The sequence below is a fragment of the Chlorobium sp. genome (genome assembly GCF_036528655.1).
In the GTDB taxonomy this organism is placed as follows: Bacteria; Bacteroidota; Chlorobiia; order Chlorobiales; family Chlorobiaceae; genus Chlorobium.
This window is the reverse complement of sequence record NZ_JAIGND010000045.1, coordinates 37,022-63,468: the sequence shown is the minus strand read 5'-3', so window position 1 is coordinate 63,468 and position 26,447 is coordinate 37,022. Positions and strand designations below refer to the sequence as shown.

The 26,447-nt window shown below is 52.7% G+C and carries 23 protein-coding genes and 1 tRNA gene; 14 read left to right on the top strand and 10 right to left on the bottom strand.

The genetic code is table 11. The annotated features are described in order from the left end of the window. The first annotated feature begins 71 nt into the window (after positions 1 to 71). The 11 genes from K4305_RS11575 (at position 72) to K4305_RS11525 (ending at position 9,433) form a co-directional block, all read left to right on the top strand. The gene (locus tag K4305_RS11575) at positions 72 to 476 is read left to right on the top strand and encodes a RidA family protein (RefSeq protein WP_331562621.1); all 405 of its coding nucleotides are present in this window, start codon (positions 72 to 74) and stop codon (positions 474 to 476) included. An 83-nt stretch (positions 477 to 559) separates the two neighbouring features. Then, positions 560 to 1,270 carry a phosphoribosylaminoimidazolesuccinocarboxamide synthase gene (gene purC, locus K4305_RS11570; protein ID WP_331562620.1) on the top strand — a complete coding sequence of 237 codons (711 nt, stop codon included), beginning with the start codon at positions 560 to 562 and terminating at the stop codon, positions 1,268 to 1,270. 31 nt (positions 1,271 to 1,301) lie between these two features. Next, positions 1,302 to 1,946: a DedA family protein gene (locus K4305_RS11565; protein WP_331562619.1), complete on the top strand. Its 645-nt coding sequence runs from the start codon at positions 1,302 to 1,304 to the stop codon at positions 1,944 to 1,946. An 85-nt stretch (positions 1,947 to 2,031) separates the two neighbouring features. After that, positions 2,032 to 2,949: a transketolase gene (locus K4305_RS11560; RefSeq protein WP_331562618.1), complete on the top strand. Its 918-nt coding sequence runs from the start codon at positions 2,032 to 2,034 to the stop codon at positions 2,947 to 2,949. A gap of 10 nt (positions 2,950 to 2,959) precedes the next feature. Further along, entirely contained in the window at positions 2,960 to 3,511 is a 552-nt protein-coding gene (gene rsmD, locus K4305_RS11555; RefSeq protein ID WP_331562734.1) for a 16S rRNA (guanine(966)-N(2))-methyltransferase RsmD, read from the top strand. Next, positions 3,508 to 4,011: a pantetheine-phosphate adenylyltransferase gene (gene coaD, locus K4305_RS11550; protein ID WP_331562617.1), complete on the top strand. Its 504-nt coding sequence runs from the start codon at positions 3,508 to 3,510 to the stop codon at positions 4,009 to 4,011. Before rsmD ends, coaD begins: the two co-directional genes overlap by 4 nt. A gap of 12 nt (positions 4,012 to 4,023) precedes the next feature. Beyond that, entirely contained in the window at positions 4,024 to 5,232 is a 1,209-nt protein-coding gene (locus tag K4305_RS11545) for a pyridoxal phosphate-dependent aminotransferase (RefSeq protein WP_331562616.1), read from the top strand. 9 nt (positions 5,233 to 5,241) lie between these two features. Beyond that, positions 5,242 to 6,003: a lysophospholipid acyltransferase family protein gene (locus tag K4305_RS11540; RefSeq protein WP_331562615.1), complete on the top strand. Its 762-nt coding sequence runs from the start codon at positions 5,242 to 5,244 to the stop codon at positions 6,001 to 6,003. A gap of 65 nt (positions 6,004 to 6,068) precedes the next feature. Further along, positions 6,069 to 7,061 carry a PSP1 domain-containing protein gene (locus tag K4305_RS11535; RefSeq protein ID WP_331562614.1) on the top strand — a complete coding sequence of 331 codons (993 nt, stop codon included), beginning with the start codon at positions 6,069 to 6,071 and terminating at the stop codon, positions 7,059 to 7,061. 96 nt (positions 7,062 to 7,157) lie between these two features. Continuing rightward, entirely contained in the window at positions 7,158 to 9,305 is a 2,148-nt protein-coding gene (gene metG, locus K4305_RS11530; protein ID WP_331562612.1) for a methionine--tRNA ligase, read from the top strand. Between the two features lie 55 nt (positions 9,306 to 9,360). Continuing rightward, positions 9,361 to 9,433, top strand: a tRNA-Met gene (locus tag K4305_RS11525). A 333-nt stretch (positions 9,434 to 9,766) separates the two neighbouring features. Here K4305_RS11525 and K4305_RS11520 read toward each other — a convergent pair. Further along, entirely contained in the window at positions 9,767 to 10,225 is a 459-nt protein-coding gene (locus tag K4305_RS11520) for a hypothetical protein (protein ID WP_331562610.1), read from the bottom strand. 110 nt (positions 10,226 to 10,335) lie between these two features. After that, complete coding sequence (locus tag K4305_RS11515; RefSeq protein WP_331562609.1) at positions 10,336 to 11,163, bottom strand: caspase family protein; 828 nt, start codon at positions 11,161 to 11,163, stop codon at positions 10,336 to 10,338. 206 nt (positions 11,164 to 11,369) lie between these two features. On the opposite strand from K4305_RS11515, the gene murB reads away from it, so the two are divergent. Further along, complete coding sequence (gene murB / locus K4305_RS11510; protein ID WP_331562608.1) at positions 11,370 to 12,992, top strand: UDP-N-acetylmuramate dehydrogenase; 1,623 nt, start codon at positions 11,370 to 11,372, stop codon at positions 12,990 to 12,992. Between the two features lie 86 nt (positions 12,993 to 13,078). Further along, entirely contained in the window at positions 13,079 to 13,519 is a 441-nt protein-coding gene (locus K4305_RS11505) for a hypothetical protein (protein ID WP_331562607.1), read from the top strand. 39 nt (positions 13,520 to 13,558) lie between these two features. On the opposite strand, the gene K4305_RS11500 is transcribed toward K4305_RS11505, so the two are convergent. The 6 genes from K4305_RS11500 to K4305_RS11475 all read right to left on the bottom strand — a co-directional run bounded on the left by K4305_RS11500 (position 13,559) and on the right by K4305_RS11475 (position 20,421). After that, the gene (locus tag K4305_RS11500) at positions 13,559 to 14,374 is read right to left on the bottom strand and encodes an FAD/NAD(P)-binding protein (protein ID WP_331562733.1); all 816 of its coding nucleotides are present in this window, start codon (positions 14,372 to 14,374) and stop codon (positions 13,559 to 13,561) included. 47 nt (positions 14,375 to 14,421) lie between these two features. After that, positions 14,422 to 15,435, bottom strand: coding sequence for a 4Fe-4S dicluster domain-containing protein (locus tag K4305_RS11495; RefSeq protein WP_331562606.1), 1,014 nt, complete (start codon positions 15,433 to 15,435; stop codon positions 14,422 to 14,424). Between the two features lie 9 nt (positions 15,436 to 15,444). Next, positions 15,445 to 16,275 (bottom strand): 4Fe-4S dicluster domain-containing protein, encoded by an 831-nt coding sequence (locus K4305_RS11490; RefSeq protein ID WP_331562605.1) that lies wholly within the window; start codon positions 16,273 to 16,275, stop codon positions 15,445 to 15,447. Positions 16,276 to 16,291: 16 nt separating this feature from the next. Further along, the gene (locus K4305_RS11485; protein ID WP_331562604.1) at positions 16,292 to 16,741 is read right to left on the bottom strand and encodes a hydrogenase iron-sulfur subunit; all 450 of its coding nucleotides are present in this window, start codon (positions 16,739 to 16,741) and stop codon (positions 16,292 to 16,294) included. Between the two features lie 37 nt (positions 16,742 to 16,778). Then, complete coding sequence (locus K4305_RS11480) at positions 16,779 to 18,749, bottom strand: CoB--CoM heterodisulfide reductase iron-sulfur subunit A family protein (protein WP_331562602.1); 1,971 nt, start codon at positions 18,747 to 18,749, stop codon at positions 16,779 to 16,781. A gap of 163 nt (positions 18,750 to 18,912) precedes the next feature. Beyond that, positions 18,913 to 20,421, bottom strand: coding sequence for a heterodisulfide reductase-related iron-sulfur binding cluster (locus tag K4305_RS11475; RefSeq protein WP_331562601.1), 1,509 nt, complete (start codon positions 20,419 to 20,421; stop codon positions 18,913 to 18,915). Between the two features lie 379 nt (positions 20,422 to 20,800). On the opposite strand from K4305_RS11475, the gene K4305_RS11470 reads away from it, so the two are divergent. Then, the gene (locus tag K4305_RS11470; protein ID WP_331562599.1) at positions 20,801 to 22,012 is read left to right on the top strand and encodes an LL-diaminopimelate aminotransferase; all 1,212 of its coding nucleotides are present in this window, start codon (positions 20,801 to 20,803) and stop codon (positions 22,010 to 22,012) included. Positions 22,013 to 22,481: 469 nt separating this feature from the next. On the opposite strand, the gene K4305_RS11465 is transcribed toward K4305_RS11470, so the two are convergent. Both K4305_RS11465 and purL read right to left on the bottom strand, forming a co-directional pair. Next, positions 22,482 to 24,065, bottom strand: a complete 1,584-nt coding sequence (locus K4305_RS11465; RefSeq protein ID WP_331562598.1) for an NAD(P)H-hydrate dehydratase — start codon at positions 24,063 to 24,065, stop codon at positions 22,482 to 22,484. 68 nt (positions 24,066 to 24,133) lie between these two features. Next, the gene (gene purL, locus K4305_RS11460; RefSeq protein ID WP_331562597.1) at positions 24,134 to 26,431 is read right to left on the bottom strand and encodes a phosphoribosylformylglycinamidine synthase subunit PurL; all 2,298 of its coding nucleotides are present in this window, start codon (positions 26,429 to 26,431) and stop codon (positions 24,134 to 24,136) included. Positions 26,432 to 26,447: the final 16 nt, after the last annotated feature.

The following is a 26,447-nucleotide window of genomic DNA, read 5'->3' as shown; positions in this document are numbered from 1 at the left end:
AATGTAGGGTTATTCCTGATTTTTCAGCAGTAGCATTGAAGTTTTCTCTATCCAACGATCCAGAAAACAGTATGACTCAAATGTCTGACGTCAAGAAGCAGGCAAAGGATATTCTCGAAGAAACGCTGGACAGGGAGGCTGTCATCGTACTTGCAAGAATTTCCGAAGAGATGCAGTTGCTGCTTCAGGCTCATCCGGAACCGGATCACCAGGATGTTGAACGGATCATAACGGGTTATTTTCTGGAAAAAGGCAAGACCGAAGAGTTCATCGCAGACTGGATCGATACTTCACTGGAGTATGGCCGAACCAGAGGGCTCGGAGGCAGCGATCTGACGAGGGCCATGCTCTCCGATCTGGGTGTTTTCAGGTTCATGAGCTTTCTGAAAGACAAAGGGCTGACCGATGAGCAGATCACCATAGTGCTCACAGGCGCAATTCAGCAGGCAGCGTTCGGGGGGAACGGAACCGCTTGACCCGCTGAAGAAACACACAGGCTTTTTTTATCGTTACATTCACCAAGTGCCGTGCCGGCACCTTTTTTCACTATTTTTTTTTTATGCAAAAGACAACATTGCTCCATGAGGGCAAAGCAAAAAAAGTTTTCCTGACGGAAGACAAGGATCTTGTTATTCAGGAGTTCAAGGACGATGCAACCGCGTTCAATAACAAAAAAAAGGGGACTATCGCCGACAAGGGCGTTGTAAACAACGCGATTTCCTGCAAACTGTTTACACTTCTTGAAGCAAACGGCGTCAAAACCCATCTTGTTGAAAAATTGTCCGAACGCGATATGCTCTGCCGCCGTCTCGATATCATCAAGGTGGAGGTCGTTGTGCGAAACATTGCTGCCGGATCTCTGGTTAAACGGTACGGATTTGTCGAGGGGACAGTGCTCGAACGGCCGATCGTGGAACTCTATCTGAAAGATGACGATCTCGACGATCCCCTCATGAACGAGTCTCATGCTGTAGCGCTTGGTCTTGCCAGTTATGATGAACTTTCCATACTTAAAGAAAGGGCCGAAAGTATCAATGGGGTTCTGAAATCGTTTTTTGCCGGGAGAAAACTGAAACTTGTCGATTTCAAACTCGAGTTCGGCAGGCACCACGAGGAAATTCTTCTCGGCGACGAGATCAGTCCTGACACCTGCAGATTCTGGGACCTTGAAACCAATGAAAAGATGGACAAGGATCGTTTCCGTTTTGATCTCGGAGGTGTCGAGGATGCATACAGCGAGGTTCAGCGACGCGTTCTGGAACTTGACTGAAAAAACTCTCGAACGAACACGAGGACAACCCATGCTTGATTCTGTCATTGCGTATCTGCAGCATGCGGATCCTTTGAGTATCTACATATTCCTTTTTATTATCGCGTTTCTTGAAAACGTGATTCCGCCTATACCCGGTGACGTGCCTGTTGCGTTCATCGGGTATCTTGTTCCCTTCAGCGGAATTTCGTTTTCTGCTGCAGTTTTTTTCGCTTCCCTCGGTTCGACTGCAGGTTTCATGCTGGTATTTCTGCTGAGTCGCCATTTTGGCATGAAGCTCTACAGCGACAGGGGCGATAAGGTTTCTCACAGTCTTTCGACAGGCTTCCATCGTTTTTTTCCACCTTCCGATATGGCGTTGTTGCGCAGGCGGTTCGCGACCCACGGATATCTTGCTGTTCTGGTCAACCGCTTTCTTTTCGGTTCAAGGGCGGTCATATCGGTTATGAGCGGGCTGATGCATCTCGGCAGATTTCGCGTTTTTCTTGCGGCTTCGGTCAGTGCGACGGCATGGAATATACTGCTTCTCTCGGGCGGTCTTCTGCTCGGCAAAAACTGGAGTGCCATAGGAAGTTATGCGGCCATCTACAGCCTGCCGGTCAGTATCGTTTTTGTCGCTGTTTTCTTTTTTGCCGGTTGGAAGTTCATGCAGGAAAGAAAACGGGAGCACGAGTGAGTTTTTTTTATTATTTATGGCCCCGGCCCGTTAACTTCAGATTCAGGCTCATTTAATTCTCAAGAAAGTAGTTCTCCATACAGCAATGGCACATGATTTAGCACTTTATCCGGCAGACAGGAAAGGCGAGCTGCTCGAGCTCGCCTCTGTAGACGATCTTAAAACCATGGCCCGGCAGGTACGCAGGGACGTCGTCAGAATGCTTGCCCTGGCCAATTCCGGCCATACCGGTGGTTCGCTCGGCATGGCTGACATTTTCACTGCCTTGTATTTCAGGGTTATCCGTCATAATCCGCACGGTTTCTGGGAACACGACGATGAGGATGCTGTATTCCTTTCGAATGGCCATATCGCTCCGGTATGGTACAGCGTGCTTGCAAGAGCCGGTTATTTTCCGCTCGGCGAATTGAAATCTCTCCGTCAGCTCAACTCTTACCTGCAGGGACACCCTACTTCCGAGGCAAAACTGCCGGGCATCAGGATCGCATCGGGTTCACTCGGTCAGGGGCTGTCGGCGGCCGTTGGGGCTGCCCTCGGGCACCGTATAGATGGTCGCACCAACAGGATTTTCTGTCTGATGGGCGACGGTGAGTGCCAGGAAGGACAGATATGGGAGGCGGCGATGTGCGCTGCGCATTACGGTCTCGGCAACCTGATCGGCATTGTCGATTACAATAACCAGCAGATCGACGGCGAGGTTGACAAGATAATGAATATCGAACCGTTTGCCGACAAATGGCGGGCTTTCGGCTGGAATGTCTACAGTTGCGACGGTAACTCTATCGAGGATTTCATTGCAACGATGGAGGGTATCCTTACGGTTGAAAACCGCTCGAAACCATCGGTAGTGCTTGCTTCGACCCTGATGGGCAAAGGCGTTCCTTTCTTCGAGGGATCAATGGCGGATGGCTCCAACTGGCATGGAAAGCCGCCTTCAAAGGATGATGCCGAAAAGGCTCTTGCCATTCTTGGCGATACGCCTTTCGGCGATTTCGGGGTATAGGAACCGGATAGTGCAGATTATTGCCGGAAGATACCGGGGCCAGAAAATCACAAGCACATCGTCACGAGATATCCGCCCATGCAGCAGCCGGGTGAAAAAGTCGCTTTTCGATACCCTTCTGGCCAGAATGGATTTCGATGATATCGTTGTGCTCGACCTGTTTGCAGGATTCGGCAATATGGGCTTCGAGGCGCTCAGTCGCGGCGCAGGCTTTGTATATTTTGTCGATTGCCACAGCGAGGCTCTGAAATCCATGCGGACGACCGCACAGCGTCTCGGGGTGTCGGAGCAGGTCTGTATCGTGAACTCCGATGTTCCGGCTTTTATCGATCGTAACAGGGAGCGTTTCGATCTTGTCTTCTGCGATCCACCTTACACCTGGCCCGATTACGAACTTCTGATAGAGCGTATTGCAGGATCGTCCAGACTTGCCGACGAGGGGATGCTTCTTATTGAACACAGCGCAGCCATGCAGTTTCAGGAATCACCGTATTACCTGATGCATAAGGATTATGGAATGACCAGGGTCACCTTTTTCAAGCATCAACAGGATCGCCAATGACGCAGAAAGCTATTTATCCCGGAACGTTCGACCCTTTCACCAACGGGCATCTCGATGTTCTCGAGCGCGCTCTGAATATTTTCGCAGAGGTTGTCGTTGTCATAGCGGAAAACAGCAGGAAACAGTCCCTGTTCAGTGTTGATGAACGGTTCGACATGATCAGCAGGGTGGTAGAGGAATATTCCTCCGTCAGCGTCGAGGTGCTGCATGACGGACTTCTTGCCGATTATGCCCGTCAGCAGGGAGCGAGAGCCATCGTTCGGGGTGTACGACAGGTCAAGGATTTCGAGTACGAATTCCAGATGTCCCTTCTGAACCGTCACCTCTATCCCGAAGTGACCACCGTGTTTCTGATGCCGAATGTGAAATATACCTATGTGGCATCGTCTATTATCAGGGAGGTGGCGATGCTTGACGGCGATGTGTCGAAATTTGTCCATCCTTTCGTTCTCGATATGCTGCACCGGAAACTCGAAGAATCAAAAATGAATAAAAAGTAAATCATATATACCATGTCTACGTCAACAGTTCCCGGAGAGATCCATCTGACCCGCCGCGTCTTGAGCATGCAGGAGTCGCAGACCATGCGCATCACCGCTCTGGCGAATAAAATGAAAGCTGAAGGAAAGGATATTGTCAGCCTTTCGGCCGGAGAGCCCGATTTCCCGACTCCCGACCATGTCAATAAGGCGGGTATCGATGCCATCAATGCCGGGTTTACCCGCTATACGGCCAACTCGGGTATTCCCGAACTGAAAAAAGCCATTCTCGAAAAATTCCGTCGCGATAACGGGCTTGAATTCCAGGAGAACCAGATAATCGTCAGCAATGGGGGCAAGCAGACACTTGCCAATACATTTCTTGCGCTTTGCCAGGAGGGCGATGAAGTTATCGTGCCTGCGCCTTACTGGGTCAGTTTTCCCGAGATGGTCCGTCTTGCAGGCGCCGAACCGGTAATCGTCGATACTACCATAGAGGCGGAATACAAGATCACGCCGGCACAGCTTGAAGCGGCCATAACGCCGAAAACGAAAATCCTGGTGCTGAACTCTCCTTCCAACCCTACCGGCGCGGTCTACAGCGAGTCCGAGGTACGCGGGCTGATGAAGGTGCTCGAGGGTCGCAACATTTTTGTCGTGTCCGATGAAATGTACGATATGATCGTTTACGGAGATGTCCGTCCGTTCTCTCCGGCCCGTATTCCTGAAATGAAGGAGTGGGTGATCGTGAGCAACGGCGTATCGAAAACCTATTCCATGACAGGATGGCGCATCGGTTATCTTGCCGGTCCGAAATGGCTGATCGATGCCTGTGACAAAATCCAGTCGCAGACCACGTCGAATCCCAATGCTATCGCGCAGAAAGCAGCCGTGGCAGCGCTTATGGGGGATCAGGGCATCGTTGAGGAGCGGCGGCTCGAATTCGAGCGTCGCCGCGACTATATGTATGAAGCCATCAACAGTATTCCGGGGTTCCGGACTGCTTTGCCCCAGGGCGCATTTTACATATTTCCCTCGATCAGCGGCGTGCTCGGCAAAAGCTTCAACGGAACGGTCATGAACGATTCTGCTGATGTTGCCGAATACCTGCTGAAGGAGCATTTCGTCGCAACGGTTCCCGGCGATGCTTTCGGCGCTCCCGAGAACCTGCGGCTTTCGTATGCAGCTTCGATCTCTTCGCTCGAAGAGGCTGTGAACCGCATAAAGAAAGCTTTCCGGTAAGCACAGTCGATGCTCAGAGTTCGCCGGAGCCGATTCTATACCTTATGGTTCGGATGGTATTCGCGCAGGCAGTTCAGGCGATATTTCAATACGTTGCGGGTCTTTATGGACCCGCAGACGCCTGAAATGGAGATCGGTTTTCCCGTGATTTTTTATTGCAATCACGCTTACTGGTGGGACGGTTTCTGGTCGCAGCTCTGCACTGAAAGGTTTTTCCGCCAGAATCTTCATATCATCATCGAATACCCGCAGCTGAACCAGCACCGCTTTTTCACTCGTATCGGCGCGTTTTCTATTGACCGCTCAAACGCGAGAAGCGCGCTGCAGACGCTTGATTATGCGGCGGAACTGTTGCTGCAGCCATCAGACCGGCAGAATGCTCTCTGGATTTTTCCGCAGGGCAGGATTGTTCATATCGACGAACGACCGCTTTTTTTCTACAAAGGAACGGCTGGCATCGTTTCCCGCGTTCTTCAGAAAAACCGCCCTGTTTACCTTGTTTCAGTTGTCAGCAGGATTGAATATCTTGAAGAACAGAAGCCGGAACTTTTTCTGTCGTTCAGAGCTCCTTTCCTGATGAATCCGGGTCAATCGCGTTCGTCAGGGGAACTGACCTCGATGATGCAAGAGGAGACGGAACGACATCTCGAAAGCCTGAAAGCATCGGTTATGGCGCGTTCTCTGGAAAATGCCACGATTCTTGTTCAGGGGACCGAATCGATAGACAAAAGGGTTGAGAGATATCGGGATATGCTCGGCATCGTCAGATAAGCGTTTTTGCCCCGGTTTACGCAAGTAGTCGATATCGCTCGTTTAATGAAAAATAACACGATGGTATGAGTAATGTTATCTGCAGTTGTCTGCTCGGCGACAACGCAAAAGTCAGGTTGCGGTTATCGCAGATGCTGCACAGCGAGATGGAAGAGATATATGGCAAGGACGAGGAAGCGATTTCAGAAGAGATCCGGCATATCTGCGAAGTCGAGCTTCAGGGATGTCGCAGGGAGTTTTTTGACAATCCCCAGGAGTTTCCCCTGGCGGTCGGCCAGCAGGTGATTGTGGCAAGCGATGGGGGGTACGATTATGGCCTCGTTTATTCGACAGGTCTTATCGCAATGAAGAAACTGAAGCTGAAAGGTCTCGATAAACCGGGTGCCGAGCGTCTTGACATCATTCGGCAGGCGGATGAAGCTGACATGCAGGTTATTTCGGAGCTCAAAGGAAGAAAACAGGAAATTCGGGACATCTGTCTTGGAAAGGTCAAAAAACACAATCTCGACATGAAACTGGTGGATGTCGAGTTGCGAATGGATCAGCAGAAGCTTTCTGTTTATTATACTTCGGCCCATCGGGTTGATTTCCGTTCTCTTGTGCGCGATCTTGCCGGCGAGTTCAAAGCCCGAATCCAGATGGTGCAGATTACCACAAGGGAAGAGGCCCGTCGAGCGAACTCGTTCGGGCCCTGCGGTTGCCTGCTCTGCTGCTCCAGCTGGCTGCCTAAAATTCATGCCAACCCTTTTGCCGAAAAGTCGCAGTTTCCCGACAGCAACGGCAACGGCAACGACAGCCATGCCTTCAATATTACGGGAATCTGTAATCGGCCGAAATGCTGTCTTGGCTATTCGAAGCACGATAAGTCCCAGGGCTGCGGCTCTTCTCTTCCGGTTTCGGTTCCCAGGCCCGGCAGCCGGATTGCCACTCCCTCGGGCGAAGCTGTTGTTGAAAGCGTCGATATGCAGAAAAAACTCGTTTTCCTGCGTTATATCAGTACCGACCAGAAAAGGAGAGTTCCTTTCGATAAATTCCGCAACATGGAACCGAAAAAATAAGCCTTACAATCAGTAACCATCATGGCTGGAACCCGGATTCTCTCTGCTTGCAAGTGATTCTCCGGATAGCAGCTTTATGTCCATTGCTTCTTACTCATGACGCAGCATATTGCCAGAACTCTCGTCACTACAGCTCTTCCATACGCGAACGGACCCGTTCATCTCGGTCATCTTGCAGGAGTCTATCTGCCTGCGGACATCTATGTCAGGTACAAAAGGATGAAAGGAGAGGATATCATACACATCGGCGGTTCCGATGAACACGGGGTACCCATTACCATTACTGCCGAAAAGGAGGGGATTTCTCCCCAGGATGTTGTCGATCGCTATCACAGGATGAATAGGGATGCGTTCGAAAAGTGCGGCATTTCCTTCGATTACTATGGCAGAACCTCATCTTCGGCACATCATCAAACCGCCAGGGAGTTTTTCCTTGAAATCGAAAACAAGAAGATTTTCAACAGAAAGACCGAACAGCAGTTTTATGACGCAACTGCCGGCCGTTTTCTTTCAGACCGTTACGTAACCGGAACGTGTCCCATCTGCGGCAATCAGGAGGCGAACGGCGACCAGTGCGAACAGTGCGGTACGCATCTGAGCCCTACGGAGCTTCTGAACCCGAAAAGCAAGCTTTCGGACGCCACTCCCGAGCTGCGCGAAACCATGCACTGGTATTTTCCGCTCGGACGGTTCCAGAATGCCCTTGAAGCCTATGTTGATGCGCATGACCTGCAGAAATTCTCTCCCGGGGACTTCGAAAACAGGCAGTATGGTGTGTGGCGACCTAACGTTGTGAATTATACCCGCACATGGCTCAAACAGGGGCTGAACGACAGGGCCATCACCCGGGACCTAAGTTGGGGAATCGAACTGCCGATCATGGATCCTGAAGCGGAGGGGAAGGTGCTTTACGTCTGGTTCGACGCGGTGCTCGGCTATATCTCCTTTACCCGCGAGTGGGCAGCCATGCGTGGCGACGAGGATCTCTGGCGGTCGTACTGGCAGGATCCGGAATCCAGAGTCGTGCATTTCATCGGCAAGGATAACGTCGTGTTTCATACGCTCATGTTTCCTGCCATTCTCATGGCGTGGAACGAGGGTCGCCAGGAAGGCATATACAATCTGGCCGATAACGTTCCGGCATCGGAGTTCATGAACTTCGAGGGTCGGAAATTCTCGAAATCGCGGAACTATGCGGTCTATCTCGGGGAGTTCCTTGAAAAATTTCCTGCAGATGCCCTGCGTTACAGCATTGCCATGAACTATCCCGAAAACAAGGATACCGATTTCAGCTGGACGGATTTTCAGAACCGGACGAACGGCGAACTTGCCGATACGCTCGGCAATTTCGTCAAGCGTTCGATAGATTTCACGCTCGCACGGTTCGATGGCGTTGTGCCCTGGGATTATAGCAAGGAGTCGCTCAATACTGTTTTCCTCGACGATCAGATTGATGATATCGCGCTGAATTATGAACAGTTCCATTTTCGCGAAGCTGTATCCTGCACAATGGATATTGCCCGTGCCGCCAATCGATTTCTTACACAGAACGAACCATGGAAGGTAATCAAATCCGATCGGGATGCGGCGGCCCGTATTATGTCCACCGCTCTTAATCTCTGCCGTTCTCTTTCGATTCTGTTCTATCCGATTATTCCGGATACCTGTAATCGAATTCATTCAATGCTCGGTTTTGAAGGCCGGATCGGCGATCTCATCAAGCAAGGCGATTCCATCTGGGATCAGGCAAAGATGCCGGGTCTTATCAAAGGCCACAAGCTGAAAGGCAGCTCGGAGATTCTTTTCACAAAAATCGAAGAGGCCGATATCGAGCCGGAACTGAAAAAAATCGAAAAACTGCTTGCCGAAGCCGAAAAACGGGAAGCCGGTGCGGCTGTGGAGCGAACCGTTTTCAAGCCGGTCATCAGTTTCGACGATTTTCAGAAGGTGGATCTTCGTTCGGCTACCGTAATCAGTGCCGAGAAGGTGAAAAAGGCGGCAAAACTGCTGAAGCTGCAGCTAAAGGTCGGTTCGGAGACACGGCAGGTGCTGGCCGGTATCGCAGAGCATTACTCGCCGGAAGAGCTGACCGGCAGGCAGGTCGTCCTTGTCGCCAATCTTGCGGAACGCACCCTGCGCGGAGAGGTTTCGCAGGGAATGATTCTTGCAGTGGAAGGCGCTGAAGGCCGACTGTTCGTGCTTGAGCCGTCTATGGAGGCGATAAATGGAAGTCAGATACAATAAGTGAAAAATATATTTGCAGAAACCGATTTTATCCGTACATTAAGAGCACAAACATCGTGGGGTGGAGCAATTGGTAGCTCGTCGGGCTCATAACCCGAAGGTTGCAGGTTCAAGTCCTGTCCCCACCACAAAAAAAAGCCGCATCAACAGGATGCGGCTTTTTGCGTTGGATGAAAAGATCGAGCAGGGGAGTCGGACAGGTCTTGACAATAAATAAGCCCCGAAATTTCCGGGGCTTTAAAACTCTCCGGATTCTTCCGTTCAGGACATCACACGAAGCCGGTCACAAAGCACCTGTTCGGCAAGCCTGTACAGCGTTCTGTCACTGACGAACACGGACATTCAGGTACCTGAAGTGAAAATATCATCCCCACTCTCCTGACTCCTGCCTCCGGTCTCCCCCAAAGTACGCTACTTGAGCAAGAAAACAACGTCCCCTACTTTCCCCCTTTCCCCGACTCCTAACTCCTGACAATCGGGCTCAGCGGGAGCGCTACGTGTTCCCTGATCATCTCGTCGATGTTGTTCGCCGGAATGAAAAACCTGTTGAGCGGGGTGTTTTCCGTGGCGTTGTGTAGAATGCCCCTTGCCGTGCTTGCCGTCAGAGTCGCAAGATGTCCTGCGAAGTTTTTCGGGAGGATGAAGATGCCTTTTTCCTCATTGGTGAACAGTTTCCATGATTCGGGATCGATGGCATAGATGCAGCCGGTTTCAATAGTGATGAACGGCGTTTCTTCCTGAAGAAAAACGTTTTTGAAAAGCACCTTCAGAAGCTTTTTGTCGTTGTCTATACCGAAGTTCAGTCCCGCATTGATTTTAACCGGTTTGTTATCTTCGACGTTTTCCGGTGAGAGCGAGATCTGTTCGGTGCTGATTCTGACGAGTGCGAAGTTGACTCTGCGGCTGTTATTGTCAGACATGGAGTTTTATATGAAAAAGTTGAAAAAACCTTATTGATCCCCATCCCGCAGTGTTGCCGCAGGAGGCTCACAAGATAGAGAAAAAATAAGAAAAAAACATCGGCGAGCCCTTACGTTCCGATAACGGCTGATTTTCTCGCATCGTCGCATTCAAGTTGCGGAATCTGCGTATAGCGAGCCGATTTCAGTGATTCCCTGATGTTCCCGAGCAGTTGCTGCCGTGTGAGTCTGTTGGCGGAGGATCGGATTATCCGGCAGAGATAGTAGGTGAACGCTCCGTGCCAGCCATTTTCTATAAAAGCGTCTGCGCTTGTCTGATCGTCCCTGCACCCTGCCCAGAGAACATGACGGAGCGTCGCTTTTTTCAGTTGCAGATTGGCGAGGCTTCTGGGTTTGAGCGGCTCGATCTGCAGGAATGCTTCGAGCGAGGGAGGAGGCAGATAACGCGGTTTCCGGTCGATCAGGAGATCGATTGCCCTGATGCCGGTACCGCTGTGGCAGGTGTCGAGAAAGACTTCAAGGGTAACGTGTTCGGGTACCGAAGAAAAAAGAGCATTCAGTTCATCGTCGGTAATGATGTGGTCAGGATGCCATTTGCCGCCATCCTGAGCAAGATCGTAGGGGCAGAACGCCTCGTCGGCCATATCCGGTTCATCTCCTCCGGTATCGGGCACCTGAGTGCCATGGCTTGAAAAGCTGAAAACAAGATAGTCGTATTTTCCGGCAACGGCCCCATCGACCATTGCCTGAAGCCTTGCCATGATTTTCGCTTTTGTTGCTTTTGAGTCAGTCAGCGTAGCCACGCTGTTTCTGCTGAAACCGAAATGGCCCGTCAGGAGGCTTTTCATCTCTTTGGCATCGTTGACGCATCCCTGCAGCGCTGCAGAAGGGTAGTGCCTGAAACGGTTGATGCCGACGCATAAGGCTTTTTTTGCCATGGCTGAAGATGGTTATGGTTTGCGGTAAACCTGTCGGGATGAAGCGTTACGGAGAGCTTCGACAAGTATAAGTAATGTACAAAACAATAGGGATAAGTGAATGGAACCCGTGAGGGCAATGCCGTTGGCGAATGGAGAGGTCCGGTTGCTAAACATGCCGGGTATCGTTATGTTAGGGACAGTGGAGTTGCCATGAACCAATAAGTATGATCATGATGCCGGCCTTGTCGCTTTCCTGTCCATTCGAGACAGATGTTTCTCTCCGTGAGAAAAGTTACTACCGGATCGGAGGCCGCGCGGCCTTTTTCGCGACGCCTGAAACTGTCCGTCAAACGGGAGATCTCCTGTTGTGGAATCATGAACAACGGCTGCCTCTTGCCGTCATGGGCAGCGGCAGCAACATGCTGTTTTCCGATGAACCGTTTCCGGGTATCGTACTGTCTACAGAACGAATGAACAGGATGTTCTGGATTTCTCACGGCGAGCTTTTCTGTGAAGCCGGCGTTGAAAATACTGAAATCGCCCTGGAACTGCTTCGCAGATCCCGGGCAGGAGGGGAGTGGCTCTACAGGCTTCCCGGCAGGATAGGCGGTACGGTTCGTATGAACGCCCGTTGTTTCGGCGGCGAAATATCCATGGTGGTTTCCTCGGTGGTTGTCATGGATGCTGACGGCAGCATCTCGTGGCTTCCGGCAAGTGAGGTGTTTATCGGATACAAAAGCACATCGTTGATGAGGCGGAAAAGTATAGTGCTCGCAACGGTGCTCCGTTTTCCTGAAGAGAAAGCTCCGGAGTCCATAAGGGCGGAGATGGAACACTACGAATCGGAACGCAGGAAACTGCACCATTTCGATTTTCCGAGCTGCGGCTCCACTTTCAGGAATAATTACGATGCCGGTCGGCCAAGCGGACGTATTTTCGAAGAGCTGGGATTCAAAGGGACGAAAAGCGGAGACGCGGAGGTCAGCACCTATCATGCGAATTTCATTTTCAACACCGGGAACGCCTCTTCGTCGGACATTCTTCTCCTTGCCGGCAGGATGCGCCGGGAAGCCTCTCTTTCCGCCGGCGTCGATCTTGAGCTCGAAGTCGAGTGTACCGGACTGTTCGGAGCCTCGGAACTTGCGGAATGCGGCGTCAGCTCCGTTCCGGCGGAACAGGATTGCGGCAAAGCCTGGGCAGGCATGCTTCTGCTTCCGGGGGAGGACGGTTTTGACGCTTCACGGGATGCGCCGCTTCCGAGAACGCTCATACAGGGGCATCTCAGCGGATACAGGGGGGAGGATTTCGCATATTCCGATTGTATTGCCGTATCGGTTGAACAGCTTCAGTCTGTCGATCATGCGGCCCGAAATCCGATGAAGCCGTTTCTTCGCTGGACCACTCTTGCGAAATCCGGCGAACTGCGGCATACGGAATCCCGGATGGCTTCAGGAGAATTTGTCGATGAACTATGGACGCGTCCGGTATCGGAGCTTTTCATTGGTCACGGAGGCGACGGAACCGGGTATCTTGAGTTCGAAATGGATCCCTCCGGCGACTGGGTGGCGATCGAATTCAGCCGGAAAAGAGAGCGTGTTTGTGGTGAAGCAGCACTATCGCCCGATCCCTGGAAAGATCACCTTGAACGCTTCAGCGGCGGGGACGGTTTCGGCATGACTGTTTCTTACCGGCTCGTCGAGCCGTTTCTCCATCGGAATGTGCTTTCGCTGCAGTGTTGTGCGAGTACCGGCAACGGCCGCCTTGGATTGTTTCCATGGTGGCATGCATCTGCAGAAAAGCCGGATTTTCATCAACCTGACCGTTTCTTTCGTATCAGGCTTCTCTGAATATCGGGTACGGTAAGGCGCGGTTAACCCTGATATTTCGTACATTGACAGGGGTATGCGTCGTCTTGGGGAACATCACTATACTCATGCTCATGCACAGGCGAATTTCTCTGCTGTTTTCAACCCTTTTTTTTCTGCTGCTTTTCGGCGGTTGCGATTTGTTTGTCGGAAAAACCGTTGAAGGGAGCCTGGATATGGAAGTGTCGTTTCAAGGTTTTTCGCTGGAGCGGGGACTCGATTTCGATAACCGGAATTTCATCGTTCAGGACAGTATCGCCTATGAACTTGTTTTTCTTCCGGATACCAGACTCAGGAACTTTGCGGCTTCCCGAAACGGAATCAGCATACCTGCGCCCGCCGAACTCGGTACGGTGCGCCTGGAACCAGGCGCCAGATACCGGATACAGGGAAAACTCGTCCCGACAGGGGAGCGTTACAGGAAGATGCCCGTCGAAATGATACATTTACGCTCGATCGAGTACCTTGCGCCGAAACCTTCAGGGGGTGGCCTGCACATCCGTTTGTGAAAAAGCAGCCGTACAGCGAAATCATGAAACGCCTGCCTCCTACAGATCGCTCTGGGGCATTTTCGATACTTCAGCTGCTGTGAAGACCGGGCCTTCCTTGCAGATGTAGACCGATCCCACATTGCACCGTCCGCATTTGCCAACGCCGCATTTCATGCGATTTTCGAGGGTAGTATAAACGTTTTCTTCCCTGAATCCGAGTTTCTGCAGCGAGATCAGCGTGAACTTGATCATGATCGGAGGTCCGCACAGTACGGCGACACAGTTGTGCGGAGATGGAGCGGCTTCTTCGAGCACGGTTGGCACGAACCCGACATGGTGCTGCCAGTCCGGAGATTCGCCGCCCGGATCGACGGTCAGCACAAGATCGATGTCGCTGCGGTTCTGCCATTCTTCAAGTTCATGCTTGTATACCAGATCGGCAACGGTTCTGGCTCCGTAAACGATGGTCACCTTTCCGAATTTCTCCCGCTGGTCGAGGCATGACCAGATCACGCTTCGGGTCGGAGGCAGAGCGATGCCTCCGGCAATGAAAAGCAGATTTTTTCCGTAAAACTCCTCGATGGGAAACCGGTTTCCATAGGGGCCGCGGTAGGTTACAAGGTCCCCTATTTCCGAATTGGCCAGCGACGATGTCACTCTTCCTGACTGCCGGAAGGTACATTCGATGTACTCCTTGCGCGTTTCGGGGCTGGCCACGCAGAACGTGCTCTCGCCCTCTCCGAAAATGCCGTAAAGGCCGAACATGCCGGTACGGTAATGCTGTTTGAACATCTCGTGATCGAGGGGATCGAGGAATTCGAGCCGCAAGGTTTTCACACCGGGAGCCTCGTCGCGCTTGTCGACGATTTTCATGATTGCCGGTTTGTAGATGTTCTGCCTGCCGTTGTTTGATTTTTCTGTCACTTCGCTACTTTTGTTATCTCTTGCAAGGTTTCTGTAATACCCATGTCAACCGGACACTGTCGGCTGCATCTTCCGCATCCGCTGCAGCTGTTCATGCTGAACTTGCCGGGGAAATAGTTGAATTTGTGCATGATGCGCTGACGCCAACGCGACGATTGGGTCGAGCGGGGATTATGCCCCGATGTGTGCATGGTAAAGAGGGCAAACGAGCAGCTGTCCCAGTTTTTCCGTCTGATTCCGCTGTAGGTATCGCCTTCGTCCTGAAAGTCGAAACAGTGACAGGTAGGGCAGAGGAATGTGCAGGTTCCGCAACCGATGCATCGTATCGAAATTTCCTTCCAGAAATGGCTTTCAAAGTTTTCCGGGTCTGCAAGCCACTCGCGGCAGACGTCGAGATCGAACCTTTTCGGGACGTTGGCAATCGGTTCCTTCTCTGCGGCAGAATCGTCGAGCAGGGCCTCGATGCGATCGAATGCTTCACGTCCCCTTTCGCTGAGCAGCTCCACATGCCATCCTTTTCCCCCCGCTACGGGCCGGAGCATGATGTCCGAACCAAGCGTGCTGTCGGGTGCGAGCTTGAGGGAAGTGCACATGCAGAAATCGTCAGATGCCGTACATGCAATCGTCACCATGACGGTTTCATTGCGGCGCTGGAACCAGTAGGCATCTTTATAATCCCAGCCGAAGAGGGGGTCGTCGATTGCCATAGCGGAGGCGTCGCATGGCCTCGAACCGAAAATGATCCTTTTTCGACCGGGAGGGAGATACTCTTCGGTATCGATTGTCTGTTTACCGATACGGTAGCGGAACATCGGTTCGGTCTGGGGAAAAAACAGCTCCTTGACTGTCCTGTCCGGGAGGATGATCTCAAGATCGAGTTCAGATGCTTTTTCGACCGGTGCGAAACGGGTAACGTTGTTGTTTTTCTGAGGGCCGATAACGTCATACCCTGCGGCATGCCACCTGGTAATGCAGTCATCGAGTTTATCGCGTAAAAGAATTTGTATCATACGATGTACTTAGAGGATGAAAGTCTCGGGATCGTCCTTCTTGAAACTTGCCAGCACGGTTTCCTGGTCAGGGCTCATGCCCGAAAAATGGTCATAGGCGTCAAGCACCTCCATGGCCATTCTGCGGTTGATAAGTCGCAGCGGAATATTGACGGGACATGCCCGGTCACATCCTCCGCATTCGACGCAACGACCGGACAGATGAAATGCCCTGACAAGATTCCATTCGAAATTGCCGAGAGTATGGGACGATGTCTGAACCCATTGCGGCTGGTTGTTGTCGACGATGCAGCGCCTGCAGTAGCACATCGGGCAGACCTGACGGCAGGCGTAGCACTTGATGCACTTTTCGAATTCCGCCTGCCAGAAAGTGAACCGTTCCTCCGGAGTCATGTTTTCGATCCTTTCGACGAGCGCCTGCTCCCCGGTTCCCGGCGCCTGTTCTTTCAACGCCGCAAGCATAGCCGGAAAGTCCCTTACGTTGCTGCCTTCCAGGGCACTGACCGATTCCGCCTCCCGATTGAACCCCATAATGACAATCTGGTCGGGATCGAGCTGCGATTCGGACGCAAGAATGTTCACGCTCCTTATTCCTTCGGGGCCAAGGAAGATCCCCACTTTCTTCTTGTCGGCAAGGAGTCCCTCGGAGACCAGATACCCCGAGAGATTGGCTTCGCATGCCGCATCGAGATGCAGCTTCGATGTCTCGTCGGCAGAACGGACGAACAGGGGCCTTCGTCTGTCAGGAGTGGTTCCTGCGCCGTAGCCGATCACCAGTTTCACCTCTCCCGACGACAGCAGTTCCGCGGCTTTTTTTCTGTACTGTTCCTGTATGCTCATTGGTTCCGGTAAAAATTTAAAGTGAAACCGGGGTTTCGGTTTCATGGATCATGGCCTTGTACTGTTCGAAGGGGCCGAGTTTACGAATATCGTCGGTAAGGCTGCTGATAAGTTCGGCGAACTTGACTCCTTCGGCCGCACTGATCCAGGAAAACCGGATCCGGTCGAGCGGTATTCCGGTAAAATTCAGAAGCGCACGGAACACTGTCCAGCGGCGTCGGGCATGGAAGTTTCCGCTGGTGAAATGGCAGTCTCCAGGGTGGCAGCCGCTGACAAGCACGCCGTCGGCGCCTTTCTGCAATGCTTTGAGGATGAACATCGGGCTGATCCTTCCCGTACAGGGAAGCCTCACGATACGTACGTTCGGGGGATATTTCAGCCGACTCGTGCCGGCCAGATCGGCACCGGCATATGTGCAGTAGGTACAGACAAACGCAACGATTTTCGGTTCGAATTGCTCGTTCATGTTTTCGGTTTAATGGTTCGTATGCTGTCAGGGACCCTCAGAGTCCCATAACCTCGGCGAAAATCTGCTTTTCGGTGAATCCCGCAAGGTCGATGCTGTTCGAGCGGCAGAAGGTCACGCAGGTTCCGCATCCCTGGCAAAGCCCGGGATTGACGAACGCTACCCGCTTTATAAGCTCGCCCGACCGGTTGAGAATATCTTTTTTCTCGATAGCCCCGTAAGGGCATGCCACAACGCATCCCCAGCAGCCGGAACAGATCGCCTCATTGTTCATGGCGATAACCGGTTCGCGCTCGAGCCGGTCGCGGCTGAAGAGCCCTATAACCTTGCTGGCGCAGGCCGATGCCTGGGAAACGGAGTCGGGAATGTCTTTCGGAGACTGACAGGCACCGGCAAGATAGATGCCTGCAGTCGCGGTTTCGACAGGCCTCAGTTTGAGGTGAGCTTCGTTGTAGAATCCGTATTCGTCGCATCCGATGCCGATAACCTTGGCGAACTCCTTCGCATCGGGCTGCGGAGTGATTGCCGTGGCAAGCACCACCATATCTGCTGCGATTTCCACAGGTTTGCCGAGCAGGGTATCAACGCCGCGCACCATGAGCTTTCCGTTTTCCTGCCATACCTTGCTGACCCGGCCGCGCAGGTAGGAGGCTTCGTCTTCCTCGATGGCCCGTCGGGTGAATTCGTCGTAACCCTTGCCTGCAGCCCGGATATCCATATAGAAGATGTGGGCTTTGCCTCCATGAACCTTGTGCGCGTAAAGCATGGCATGCTTGGCAGTGTACATGCAGCATATTTTTGAACAGTACCTGACGCCTTTCGACGGGTCCCTCGATCCCGCGCACTGGATGAAGACAACGGTTTCGGGTTCCTTGCCGTCCGATGGCCGCATGATTTTTCCTGCGGTCGGCCCGCTTGCCGAGGCAAGCCGTTCGAACTGCAGTCCGGTGATCACATCCGGATACTTCCCGTATCCATACTCGCCGTACATGGCCGTGTTCTGGATCTGGAATCCGGTTGCCACCACAATTGCGCCGACTTCGATATCGACGAATTCATCCTGCATCTCGAAGTTGATGCAGTCTATCGGACAGGCTTTAGCACAGACCTTGCACTTGCCGTTTTTGAAATATGTACAGTTTTCCTTGTCAATAACCGGAATATTCGGTACTGCCTGGGCAAACGGCGTGTAAATTGCCGGTCGTTTGCCAAGATTGCAGTCGAATTCGTCGCTGATTTTCTTCTGGGGACATTTCTGAATGCAATCGCCGCAGCCCGTACAGGTTTTCATGTCCACGTAACGGGCTTTTTTGCGGATTTTTACTGTAAAATTTCCTATGAACCCGTCAACCTGTTCGATTTCGGAGTAGGTGAGCAGTTCTATTTTAGGATGCTGTGCGGCTTCGACCATCCTTGGCGTCATGATGCACTGGGAACAGTCGAGCGTCGGAAAGGTCTCCGAAAGCTGCGCCATGTGGCCGCCCAGCGAGGGTTCCCGTTCGACAAGTACGACCTCCTGTCCTGCATTTGCAATATCGAGGGCCGCCTGTATGCCGGCAATGCCTCCTCCGATAACGAGAGCTTTTCTGGTAACAGGCACCTCGATCGGCTGAAGTTCGTTGTTGCGCTTCACTTTTTCGATAAGCGAGCGGGTTATGTCGATGGCTTTTTCCGTTGCTTTTTCCTTGTCGCTGTGTACCCAGGAACATTGTTCACGGATGTTGGCGATTTCACACAGGTATGGGTTCAGGCCTGCCTCTGCGCACGCTTTGCGAAAGGTGGCTTCATGCATCCTCGGGGAGCAGGCAGCAACGACGATGCCGGTCAGATTGTTTTCCCTGATGGCTTTCTTGACGTTCTCCTGGCCAGGGTCGGAACAGAAATATTTGTAATCGAGCGAAACCGATACTCCGGGGTGGTCGTCCATAGCCGACAACAGCCGGGCGCAATCGATTCTGGCAGCGATGTTTTCGCCGCAGTGACAGATAAAAACGCCTATTTTTGCCATGCTTGCATTGATTTGATAAGTCGCCGTGCGTTACCGTCGAACTGCCTGGTTGTTCGGACAAGGCAGGATTTCTGTTTTTTCATACACTCAAGAGCGTGTTCGGGTCGAACGGAAGGGCGGAACCCTTCCGTCGTGCTGAAGACTCAGGCATCGGATTCTCCGGCTACAGATTGCTGAGCAGTTCGAGAGCTGGAACGAAGTGCTTGCCTACGGCGACATCGACAGGGTCGGCGCCGCATGCCACGGAAACAAGTTCGGAGATATAGTAGACCGGCATGGGTCTGATATTTTCGTAGCGTTTCCTCATGCCCTCCTGGCGCATATCGAGGTTGGCGTGACAGAGCGGACAGGCCACAACGAATGCCTGGGCGCCGTTAGCCTGAGCGTTCCTTGCGATTTTATGCGCGAGATCCTCTACCATCTCCTGCTGGGCAAGAGTAAGGCCGGCGCCGCAGCATTCTATCTTGAACGCCCACTCTACAGGTTCGCCGCCGAGCGTTTCAACTATGGCCTCCATCTTGAGCGGGTTTTCGGAGTCGTCGAAGCACATGGCCTCCGTGGGGCGGACCAGAAGGCATCCGTAGTAACATGCCAGGTTAAGATCCTTAAGCGGCCTTTTGATGCGTCTTGCGAGCTCTTCGCTGCCGTAGCCTTCGAGAAGCTGCGTTATCCCTATGAATACCGCATTTCCGGTCGGTTCGATGCCTGTGGCGGTTTTTACCTCCTCACGAAACTCACTGGATTCGAGAATCGTTCTGCGGGTCATCACCTGCCGGTTCTGGCACGCCGCGCAGGGAGCAAGCACGAAATCCATTCCCGCAGCGTCTGCAAGAGCCTGGTTGCGCGCAGGAAGCAACTGAGCGAGACGGTGGCTCGTGGCATGCGCCGAGGTTGCTCCGCAACAGTTCCAGTCGGGAACCTCTTCGAGTCGGATATCAAGCAGCTCGCACATTTTCCGTACCGAAATATCGTACTCCATTGCCGTACCGCCGAGCGAACATCCCGGATAATAACCGATGGTCATCCCGGGCCTGATGGTCGGGGCATTTTCAGGTGCGTAGTTCTTTTTTATCGGCTTTCTTTCGGCAACCGGAGCGTGAAGCTCCTTTTCGGCGAGAGCAAAGAGCTTTTCGATCTGATCCTTTCCGACAACCCCTTCCTTGCCGCTGAGCGAAGCGATCGGGTTGATTTTGCCTTCACGGATCATTTTGATGCCTGAAGAGGCATCCTGCAGAAAGGTGCGCGTCCGCAGCTTGTAGCTGTTCACAAGCGAGAGCTCCTGCAGGCGCCCATGCTTGCGGATGTTGTTCAGGAGCGATGTATGGAATGCCGTAACGAGTTTTTTCGAGCGATCTTCCGAGACGATTCCGGTCTTGATGGCAAGCTCCCGTAGCGCGTCCATGGTTGCCGAGATATCCATGTTCTGCGGACATCTCGCCGTGCAGGTATGGCAACCGATGCAGTACCACAGAGCATTGCTTCGCATGGCTTCTTCAAGATAGCCCGCCTGGACCAGACGCATTATTTTCGTTGGCGTGTTGTCCATGAACCCGCCGGCGGGACATCCGGCGGTGCATTTGCCGCACTGGTAACAGCAGTTGTAGTCGTTGCCCGTGATGCGTACCAGCTGCTGCTTGTATGCATCACTCGAGGAGAGGTTGTGTTTTGACACCGGGTTACTAATTAAAGCGAGTTAAGGAGCGGAGATTCAAAACGACACAAACATGTAATGATACGGGATATAATTCTTTTATCCAAATAACCTGTTGAATATTTCCTTTTACGAAACTGTTCACATACTGGCGGTCAGCAGCGGTTGCTGCAGTCTCGGAAACCTGCTATCTTGCACATTGAACAACGCAACCGCCGCTTTTATCGTTTATTTCATTATGGTCATCTTATGTCTGTTCCTCACGGCGCCTTTTATTGTCTCCACTCTGCATCTCAGCTTGAAAAATAAAGAGAGAACGGCATGGATATAAGCCTCTTTTTGTTTATGATAATGCAGAACGCCCTGTTTTCAGGGCGTTAATCATATTACGAATCCGATTATGTTTGATGAAATTCAGTTTGACAAGATCAAGAGGCTTCCCAAATACGTTTTTGCTGCCGTCAACGAATTGAAAATGGCCGAACGGAGAGCCGGGGAGGACGTTATCGATTTTTCCATGGGCAATCCGGATGGCCCAACTCCACAGCATATCGTCGACAAGCTGGTCGAAAGCATCAACAAGCCCAGGACGCATGGATATTCCGTATCGAAAGGCATATACAAACTCCGCGGCGCGGTAGGAAGCTGGTACCGAAGCAAGTACAATGTCGATCTCGACCTCGATCGCGAGGTGGTGGCTACCATGGGATCGAAGGAGGGGTATGTCCATCTGGTACAGGCCATCACAAATCCCGGCGATCTGGCCATGGTGCCCGACCCATGTTACCCGATTCATTCACAGGCATTCATTCTTGCCGGCGGCAACGTGCATCGTCTTAAACTGGAAATGCATGACGATTACCGTCTTGACGAAGAGGCGTTTTTCAACAACATCGAAACGGCCCTCAGGGAATCTTCGCCGAAACCGAAATACCTTGTGGTGAATTTTCCCAACAACCCTACCACTGCAACGGTCGATCTGCCTTTCTACGAACGGCTCGTGGAACTTGCACGCAAAGAGCGGTTTTATATCATCAGCGACATAGCCTATGCGGAAATCACGTTCGACGGCTATGTAACGCCATCGATACTCCAGGTGCCCGGAGCCAAAGATGTCGCGGTTGAAAGCTATACGCTTTCGAAAACCTACAACATGGCAGGCTGGAGGGTGGGTTTCATGGTAGGTAACGCAAAACTGATAGGTGCTCTTGAAAAAATCAAGAGCTGGCTCGATTACGGTACCTTTACGCCTATTCAGGTTGCATCGACCATAGCTCTTACCGAAGATCAGAGTTGCGTGCGGGAGATCACCGAGGTTTATCGACGCCGTCGCGACGTCATGATCCGCAGTTTCGAAAACGCCGGATGGCCGATTCTGCCGCCACGGGCCAGTATGTTCGTATGGGGTCATATACCCGAACATCTCCGGCACCTCGGCAGTCTCGAGTTCAGCAAGAAACTGCTGACAGAAGGGAAGGTGGCCGTAAGTCCGGGAATCGGGTTCGGCGCCTACGGAGACGAATATGTGCGAATCGCCATGATCGAAAACGAGGAACGAATCCGGCAGGCAGCCCGCAACATCAGAAAGTTCCTGAAGACCAACGAACCCTGAACGCCCCTCACCCTGTTATTCCGGTTTCAATTTAGAAAGTAGTAGAAAGTAGGGGACGTTCTTTTCCAGCTCAACTTGCGTGCTTTGGGCAGGAAGGAGAAGGGGATTGAAGAGGAAGAGTTGCCCACGGATTTGCACGGATTGACACGGATGATTGGGTTAAGCGCTATGGGTTGTGCTTACTTGCTATCGAGCTATCTCGCCATGAAGAGAAAGAGCGCGGTTCCCGCTGATTGGGAGCGGATTTTCACGGACGGGAGAGAGGAGGCGGAAGGGGAAAGGGGGGACGTTCTTTTCCAGCTCAACTTGCGTGCTTTGGGCAGGAAGGAGACGGGGATTGAAGAGGAAGAGTTGCCCACGGATTTGCACGGATGGCGCCTGCGTTGCTCAGCTTGTGCTGATCAAATCAGACGCTGTTTTTTTGAGAGGGTAGTGCGGTTCCCGCAGATTGAGGATTGGAAGCCTCAACTCACTCTTCGCGTTCGAAAATCTCGTGTATGGCCTTCGGTATGGCATCGAGAATGCCGCTGGCGGATACAAGGCTCGATACATCGTCGGCAAGATCGCCTGCCCGTCCGTGAAACCATGAGGCCGCTGCCGCGGCATCGAAAATCGCTGCACCTTTTGCAGCCAGTGCAGCAATCATTCCGGCAAGAATATCTCCGGATCCCGCGGTCGAAAGCGCTTCGGTGCCTGAATCGTTAAGCAGCAGGTGCCCTTCATGATCGGCAAGCACGGTTGGATTGCCTTTAAGCAGTATGTTCACACCGTATTGAGCAGCGAAATCTCTCGCCATATTGATGGGATCTTCAGCGATCGTTTCCGCCGGGATTCCTGTAAGACGGCTCAATTCGCCGTAATGCGGAGTCAGAACGGCATTGGAAAGTGTCCGGTTTTCCAGGAGCATACCGGTTTTGGCAATTGCATAAAGGGCATCGGCATCGATTATGATTTTTTTTGCGCTCATTTCGGGTTTGCCGAGAAGTTCCCGAATGAATTCACTCGTGCCGCTCTCTCTTCCGAGACCGCACCCTATGAGCACAGCGTCCGCCCAGCGGATTTTTTCAAGCACGCTGTCCATATCCTGATTCACGACAATCGCTTCGGGAACGGCAGTGTGCATAACGCTCATCGAGGCCTCAGGAAGGCATGCGCAGACATAGCCTGCGCCGGTATGCACGGCGGCCTTTGTCGAGAGCAGGGCGGCGCCGATCATGGACGAACGCGGGGATCGGGAACCTGCAATCACAAGAACCTTTCCGTTCGTGTGTTTTGCCCCTGAGATTTCCCTGAGGCAATAGTGTTCTGCGGCATACTCCCGGTCGATAAGACGGCAGACAGGCTCATCGAGCAGGAATTCCGGTATCGATATCTCGACGGTTCTGACATCGCCGGAGAGGCGGGGGCCGTCGTTAAGGAAAAAACCGGTCTTCATGAATGCCATCGTTACGGTCAAGTCGGCGGTTACCGCGGGATTGGCCGCAATGCCGGAGGTCGCATCGAGACCGGAAGGAACGTCCACGGCTGCAATGGGTGCTCCGCTTTGCTCCCGGAGGGCGTTCAGCAATGCTATACCATCCCTGACAGGATCTGCAAGAGTTGTATGCCGGCCGTCTGTTTTCAGGCCGGTACCGAGTATCGCGTCTATCAGTGCGTCGTAGCGCGACTCCATGACGAACGGGAGAGCTTCAGCAACGCTGCGGTAAATTCTCAGGGTATCGGTATGCTCCAGGTACGCTTCAAGAATAGAGAGCGCTCCGCTGTTGGTCGAGGAAAGCGCAGATGACGGGTAAAGCAATACAAGATCGACTGATGCACCGCGATTGAGCAGATGACGGGCAGCGACGAATCCGTCTCCGCCGTTGTTTCCTTTACCGCATACAACAAGGTAGCAGTTATCTTTATCGAAGCCGATCCCTGGCAGATCGTTTGTTATACAATCCGCGACCCTCATTCCGGCAAGCTCCATAAGGCGGCTCTCGCCGATGGAGAGACCGGTGACAGCCGCTTTGTCGGCATTCGACATTTCCGCTGCCGTAACTACTGGAAGCATTTATTCCTCTTTTGTCATTGATGGGATGGCTTGATAGCTTGATAACATTATCTGATCCCCCTCAGTACTCAGCACTGAGTACTCATCCCTTCATCAAGATGCAGGGCATGTTCGAGGGCATGATAATAGGCGTCGGCCAGTTCCTCCGTTGTGAACGAGACTGCGGTTCTGCCGTTGATTGCAATGGTTGCCCGTCTGTCAACTACCTTGCCGATAACTCGTACGGGCACATTTAACCCGACCGCTTCGGCTATGACCTCCCGGGCGGAATCCGGAGCGATACTCACAAGCACGCGACCCTGCGCTTCCGAAAAGAGCTGTTGCTGGATATGGAATGGGTTGCTGGCAGTATCTTCGATGTCGATATCGAAGCCGAGCAAGTTTCCTTTCTCCATCACGGATTTTTCGACGATCGCCGTAAAAAGCCCGCCATCGGAGATATCATGAGCCGATTGCAGCAATTTTTTCGATGCCAGCCCGACAAGCAGTTCATGAAGGTTTTTTTCGTGAACGAGGTCAATGTCAGGGGCATCCTGTCCGGGAGTGCCGTACTGCATGACCAGGTATTCCGATCCATCAAGGGAGAGTTCCGGATCGCCAAGCAGGAGAATGGCGTCGCCGGAATTGCGGAAAGTCGATCCGACGCGATAGTCTATATCGTCAAGCAGGCCGATCATGCCTATAGTCGGAGTCGGGTAAATCGCCGTGCGTTCCCCGCCAAGGAACGTTTCATTGTAAAAGCTGACATTTCCTCCGGTAACAGGGGTGTTGAATACCCTGCAGGCTTCGCCCATACCCTCTACCGATGTTTTGAACTGAAAGTAAACTTCCGGTTTGTATGGATTGCCGAAATTCAGGCAGTTCGTTATAGCCAGCGGGCGGGCTCCGGAACAGGCGATGTTTCGGGCGCATTCGGCAACGGCGATTTTTCCGCCCTTGAGAGGGTTCAGGTAGACATAGCGGGAGTTGCAGTCGGTTTTCATGGCTATGCCTTTTTTCGATCCCTTGATGCGGATGACCGCCGCATCGCACGAGCCGACATCCGTGACGGTATTGGTCTGCACCATCGAGTCGTACTGCCGGTAGACCCATTGCTTGCTGGCGATGCTTGGCCGGGAAAGCAGGGCGATGCCGAGAGCTGAAAGATCGAGATTGTCATCAGCAACGAGCGATGCTGCAGGATTGGCAGGTTTCTTTTCGACAGCTTCGCGCGTATAGACCGGTGCTCCTCCGCCGAGCACAAGTGATTCGGCAGGTATTTCCGCGACAACGCTTCCGTGATGTCTGACTCTGAGCATGTTGTCGGAAGTGACTTTTCCGATCACGACCGCCTGAACATCCCATTTACGGTAGACATCGATAATCCGGTCCTCGAATCCGTTTTCGGCGACCACAAGCATGCGTTCCTGGGATTCGGAGAGCATGATTTCATAAGCGCTCATGCCGCTTTCACGTATGGGCACCAGATCGAGGTCGATTTCTATGCCTCCGGAACCGGTTTTTTCAATGCCTCTTGCACTCATTTCAGAGGTCGAACTGGTAAGGCCGGCGGCCCCCATGTCCTGCAGGCCAACCACATATCCGGTTGCAATCGCTTCAAGAGTGGCTTCGAGCAGAAGCTTTTCGGCGAAGGGATCGCCGACCTGCACGCTCGGGCGCTTGTCTTCAGAGGCTTCGCTGAGGTCCTCCGAAGCGAAGGTCGCGCCATGAATGCCGTCCCGTCCGGTAGCGGAGCCTGCGATCAGCACGGGGTTTCCTTCGCCTTTTGCTGTAGCGCTTACGGTTTTGTCGTGTTCGACGAGGCCAACCGACATGGCGTTAATCAGAGGATTTCCGGTGTAGCAATCCTCAAAATAAATCTCGCCGCCAACGGTGGGAACGCCGAACGAATTGCCGTAGTCGCCGATTCCCCTTACCACGCCGTCAACAAGATAGCGAACCCTTGGATCTTTCGGGGAGCCGAACCGCAGAGAATTCAGTGAAGCTATCGGGCGGGCTCCCATGGTGAAAATATCGCGATGAATGCCTCCTACGCCGGTTGCGGCACCCTGATAAGGTTCGACAGCCGACGGGTGGTTATGCGATTCTATCTTGAATGCTATGGCAAGATTGTCACCGATATCGACAAGTCCGGCATTTTCCTCGCCTGCGCCGGTAAGCAGCGCCTCACCTTCTCTCGGAAGGGTTTTCAGGACGGCGATCGAGTTCTTGTAACTGCAATGCTCCGACCACATGACCGAAAAAATGCCGAGCTCCGTAAACGTCGGGGTTCTTCCGAGAATGGAAAGAATTTTCCCGTACTCTTCGGCATTGAGGCCATGTTCTTCGGCCATGAGCAGCGTCACTTCTGGTTCGGTTTGTTTCATAACGAACGGTAAACGT

Bases quoted from the DNA above. Each gene is read 5' to 3' on its own strand.
- K4305_RS11575 (WP_331562621.1), top strand. From the start codon at position 72: ATGACTCAAATGTCTGACGTCAAGAAGCAGGCAAAGGATATTCTCGAA.
- purC (WP_331562620.1), top strand. From the start codon at position 560: ATGCAAAAGACAACATTGCTCCATGAGGGCAAAGCAAAAAAAGTTTTC.
- K4305_RS11565 (WP_331562619.1), top strand. From the start codon at position 1,302: ATGCTTGATTCTGTCATTGCGTATCTGCAGCATGCGGATCCTTTGAGT.
- K4305_RS11560 (WP_331562618.1), top strand. From the start codon at position 2,032: ATGGCACATGATTTAGCACTTTATCCGGCAGACAGGAAAGGCGAGCTG.
- coaD (WP_331562617.1), top strand. From the start codon at position 3,508: ATGACGCAGAAAGCTATTTATCCCGGAACGTTCGACCCTTTCACCAAC.
- K4305_RS11545 (WP_331562616.1), top strand. From the start codon at position 4,024: ATGTCTACGTCAACAGTTCCCGGAGAGATCCATCTGACCCGCCGCGTC.
- K4305_RS11540 (WP_331562615.1), top strand. From the start codon at position 5,242: ATGCTCAGAGTTCGCCGGAGCCGATTCTATACCTTATGGTTCGGATGG.
- K4305_RS11535 (WP_331562614.1), top strand. From the start codon at position 6,069: ATGAGTAATGTTATCTGCAGTTGTCTGCTCGGCGACAACGCAAAAGTC.
- metG (WP_331562612.1), top strand. From the start codon at position 7,158: ATGACGCAGCATATTGCCAGAACTCTCGTCACTACAGCTCTTCCATAC.
- K4305_RS11520 (WP_331562610.1), bottom strand. From the start codon at position 10,225: ATGTCTGACAATAACAGCCGCAGAGTCAACTTCGCACTCGTCAGAATC.
- K4305_RS11515 (WP_331562609.1), bottom strand. From the start codon at position 11,163: ATGGCAAAAAAAGCCTTATGCGTCGGCATCAACCGTTTCAGGCACTAC.
- murB (WP_331562608.1), top strand. From the start codon at position 11,370: ATGATCATGATGCCGGCCTTGTCGCTTTCCTGTCCATTCGAGACAGAT.
- K4305_RS11505 (WP_331562607.1), top strand. From the start codon at position 13,079: ATGCTCATGCACAGGCGAATTTCTCTGCTGTTTTCAACCCTTTTTTTT.
- K4305_RS11500 (WP_331562733.1), bottom strand. From the start codon at position 14,374: ATGAAAATCGTCGACAAGCGCGACGAGGCTCCCGGTGTGAAAACCTTG.
- K4305_RS11495 (WP_331562606.1), bottom strand. From the start codon at position 15,435: ATGATACAAATTCTTTTACGCGATAAACTCGATGACTGCATTACCAGG.
- K4305_RS11490 (WP_331562605.1), bottom strand. From the start codon at position 16,275: ATGAGCATACAGGAACAGTACAGAAAAAAAGCCGCGGAACTGCTGTCG.
- K4305_RS11485 (WP_331562604.1), bottom strand. From the start codon at position 16,741: ATGAACGAGCAATTCGAACCGAAAATCGTTGCGTTTGTCTGTACCTAC.
- K4305_RS11480 (WP_331562602.1), bottom strand. From the start codon at position 18,749: ATGGCAAAAATAGGCGTTTTTATCTGTCACTGCGGCGAAAACATCGCT.
- K4305_RS11470 (WP_331562599.1), top strand. From the start codon at position 20,801: ATGTTTGATGAAATTCAGTTTGACAAGATCAAGAGGCTTCCCAAATAC.
- K4305_RS11465 (WP_331562598.1), bottom strand. From the start codon at position 24,065: ATGCTTCCAGTAGTTACGGCAGCGGAAATGTCGAATGCCGACAAAGCG.
- purL (WP_331562597.1), bottom strand. From the start codon at position 26,431: ATGAAACAAACCGAACCAGAAGTGACGCTGCTCATGGCCGAAGAACAT.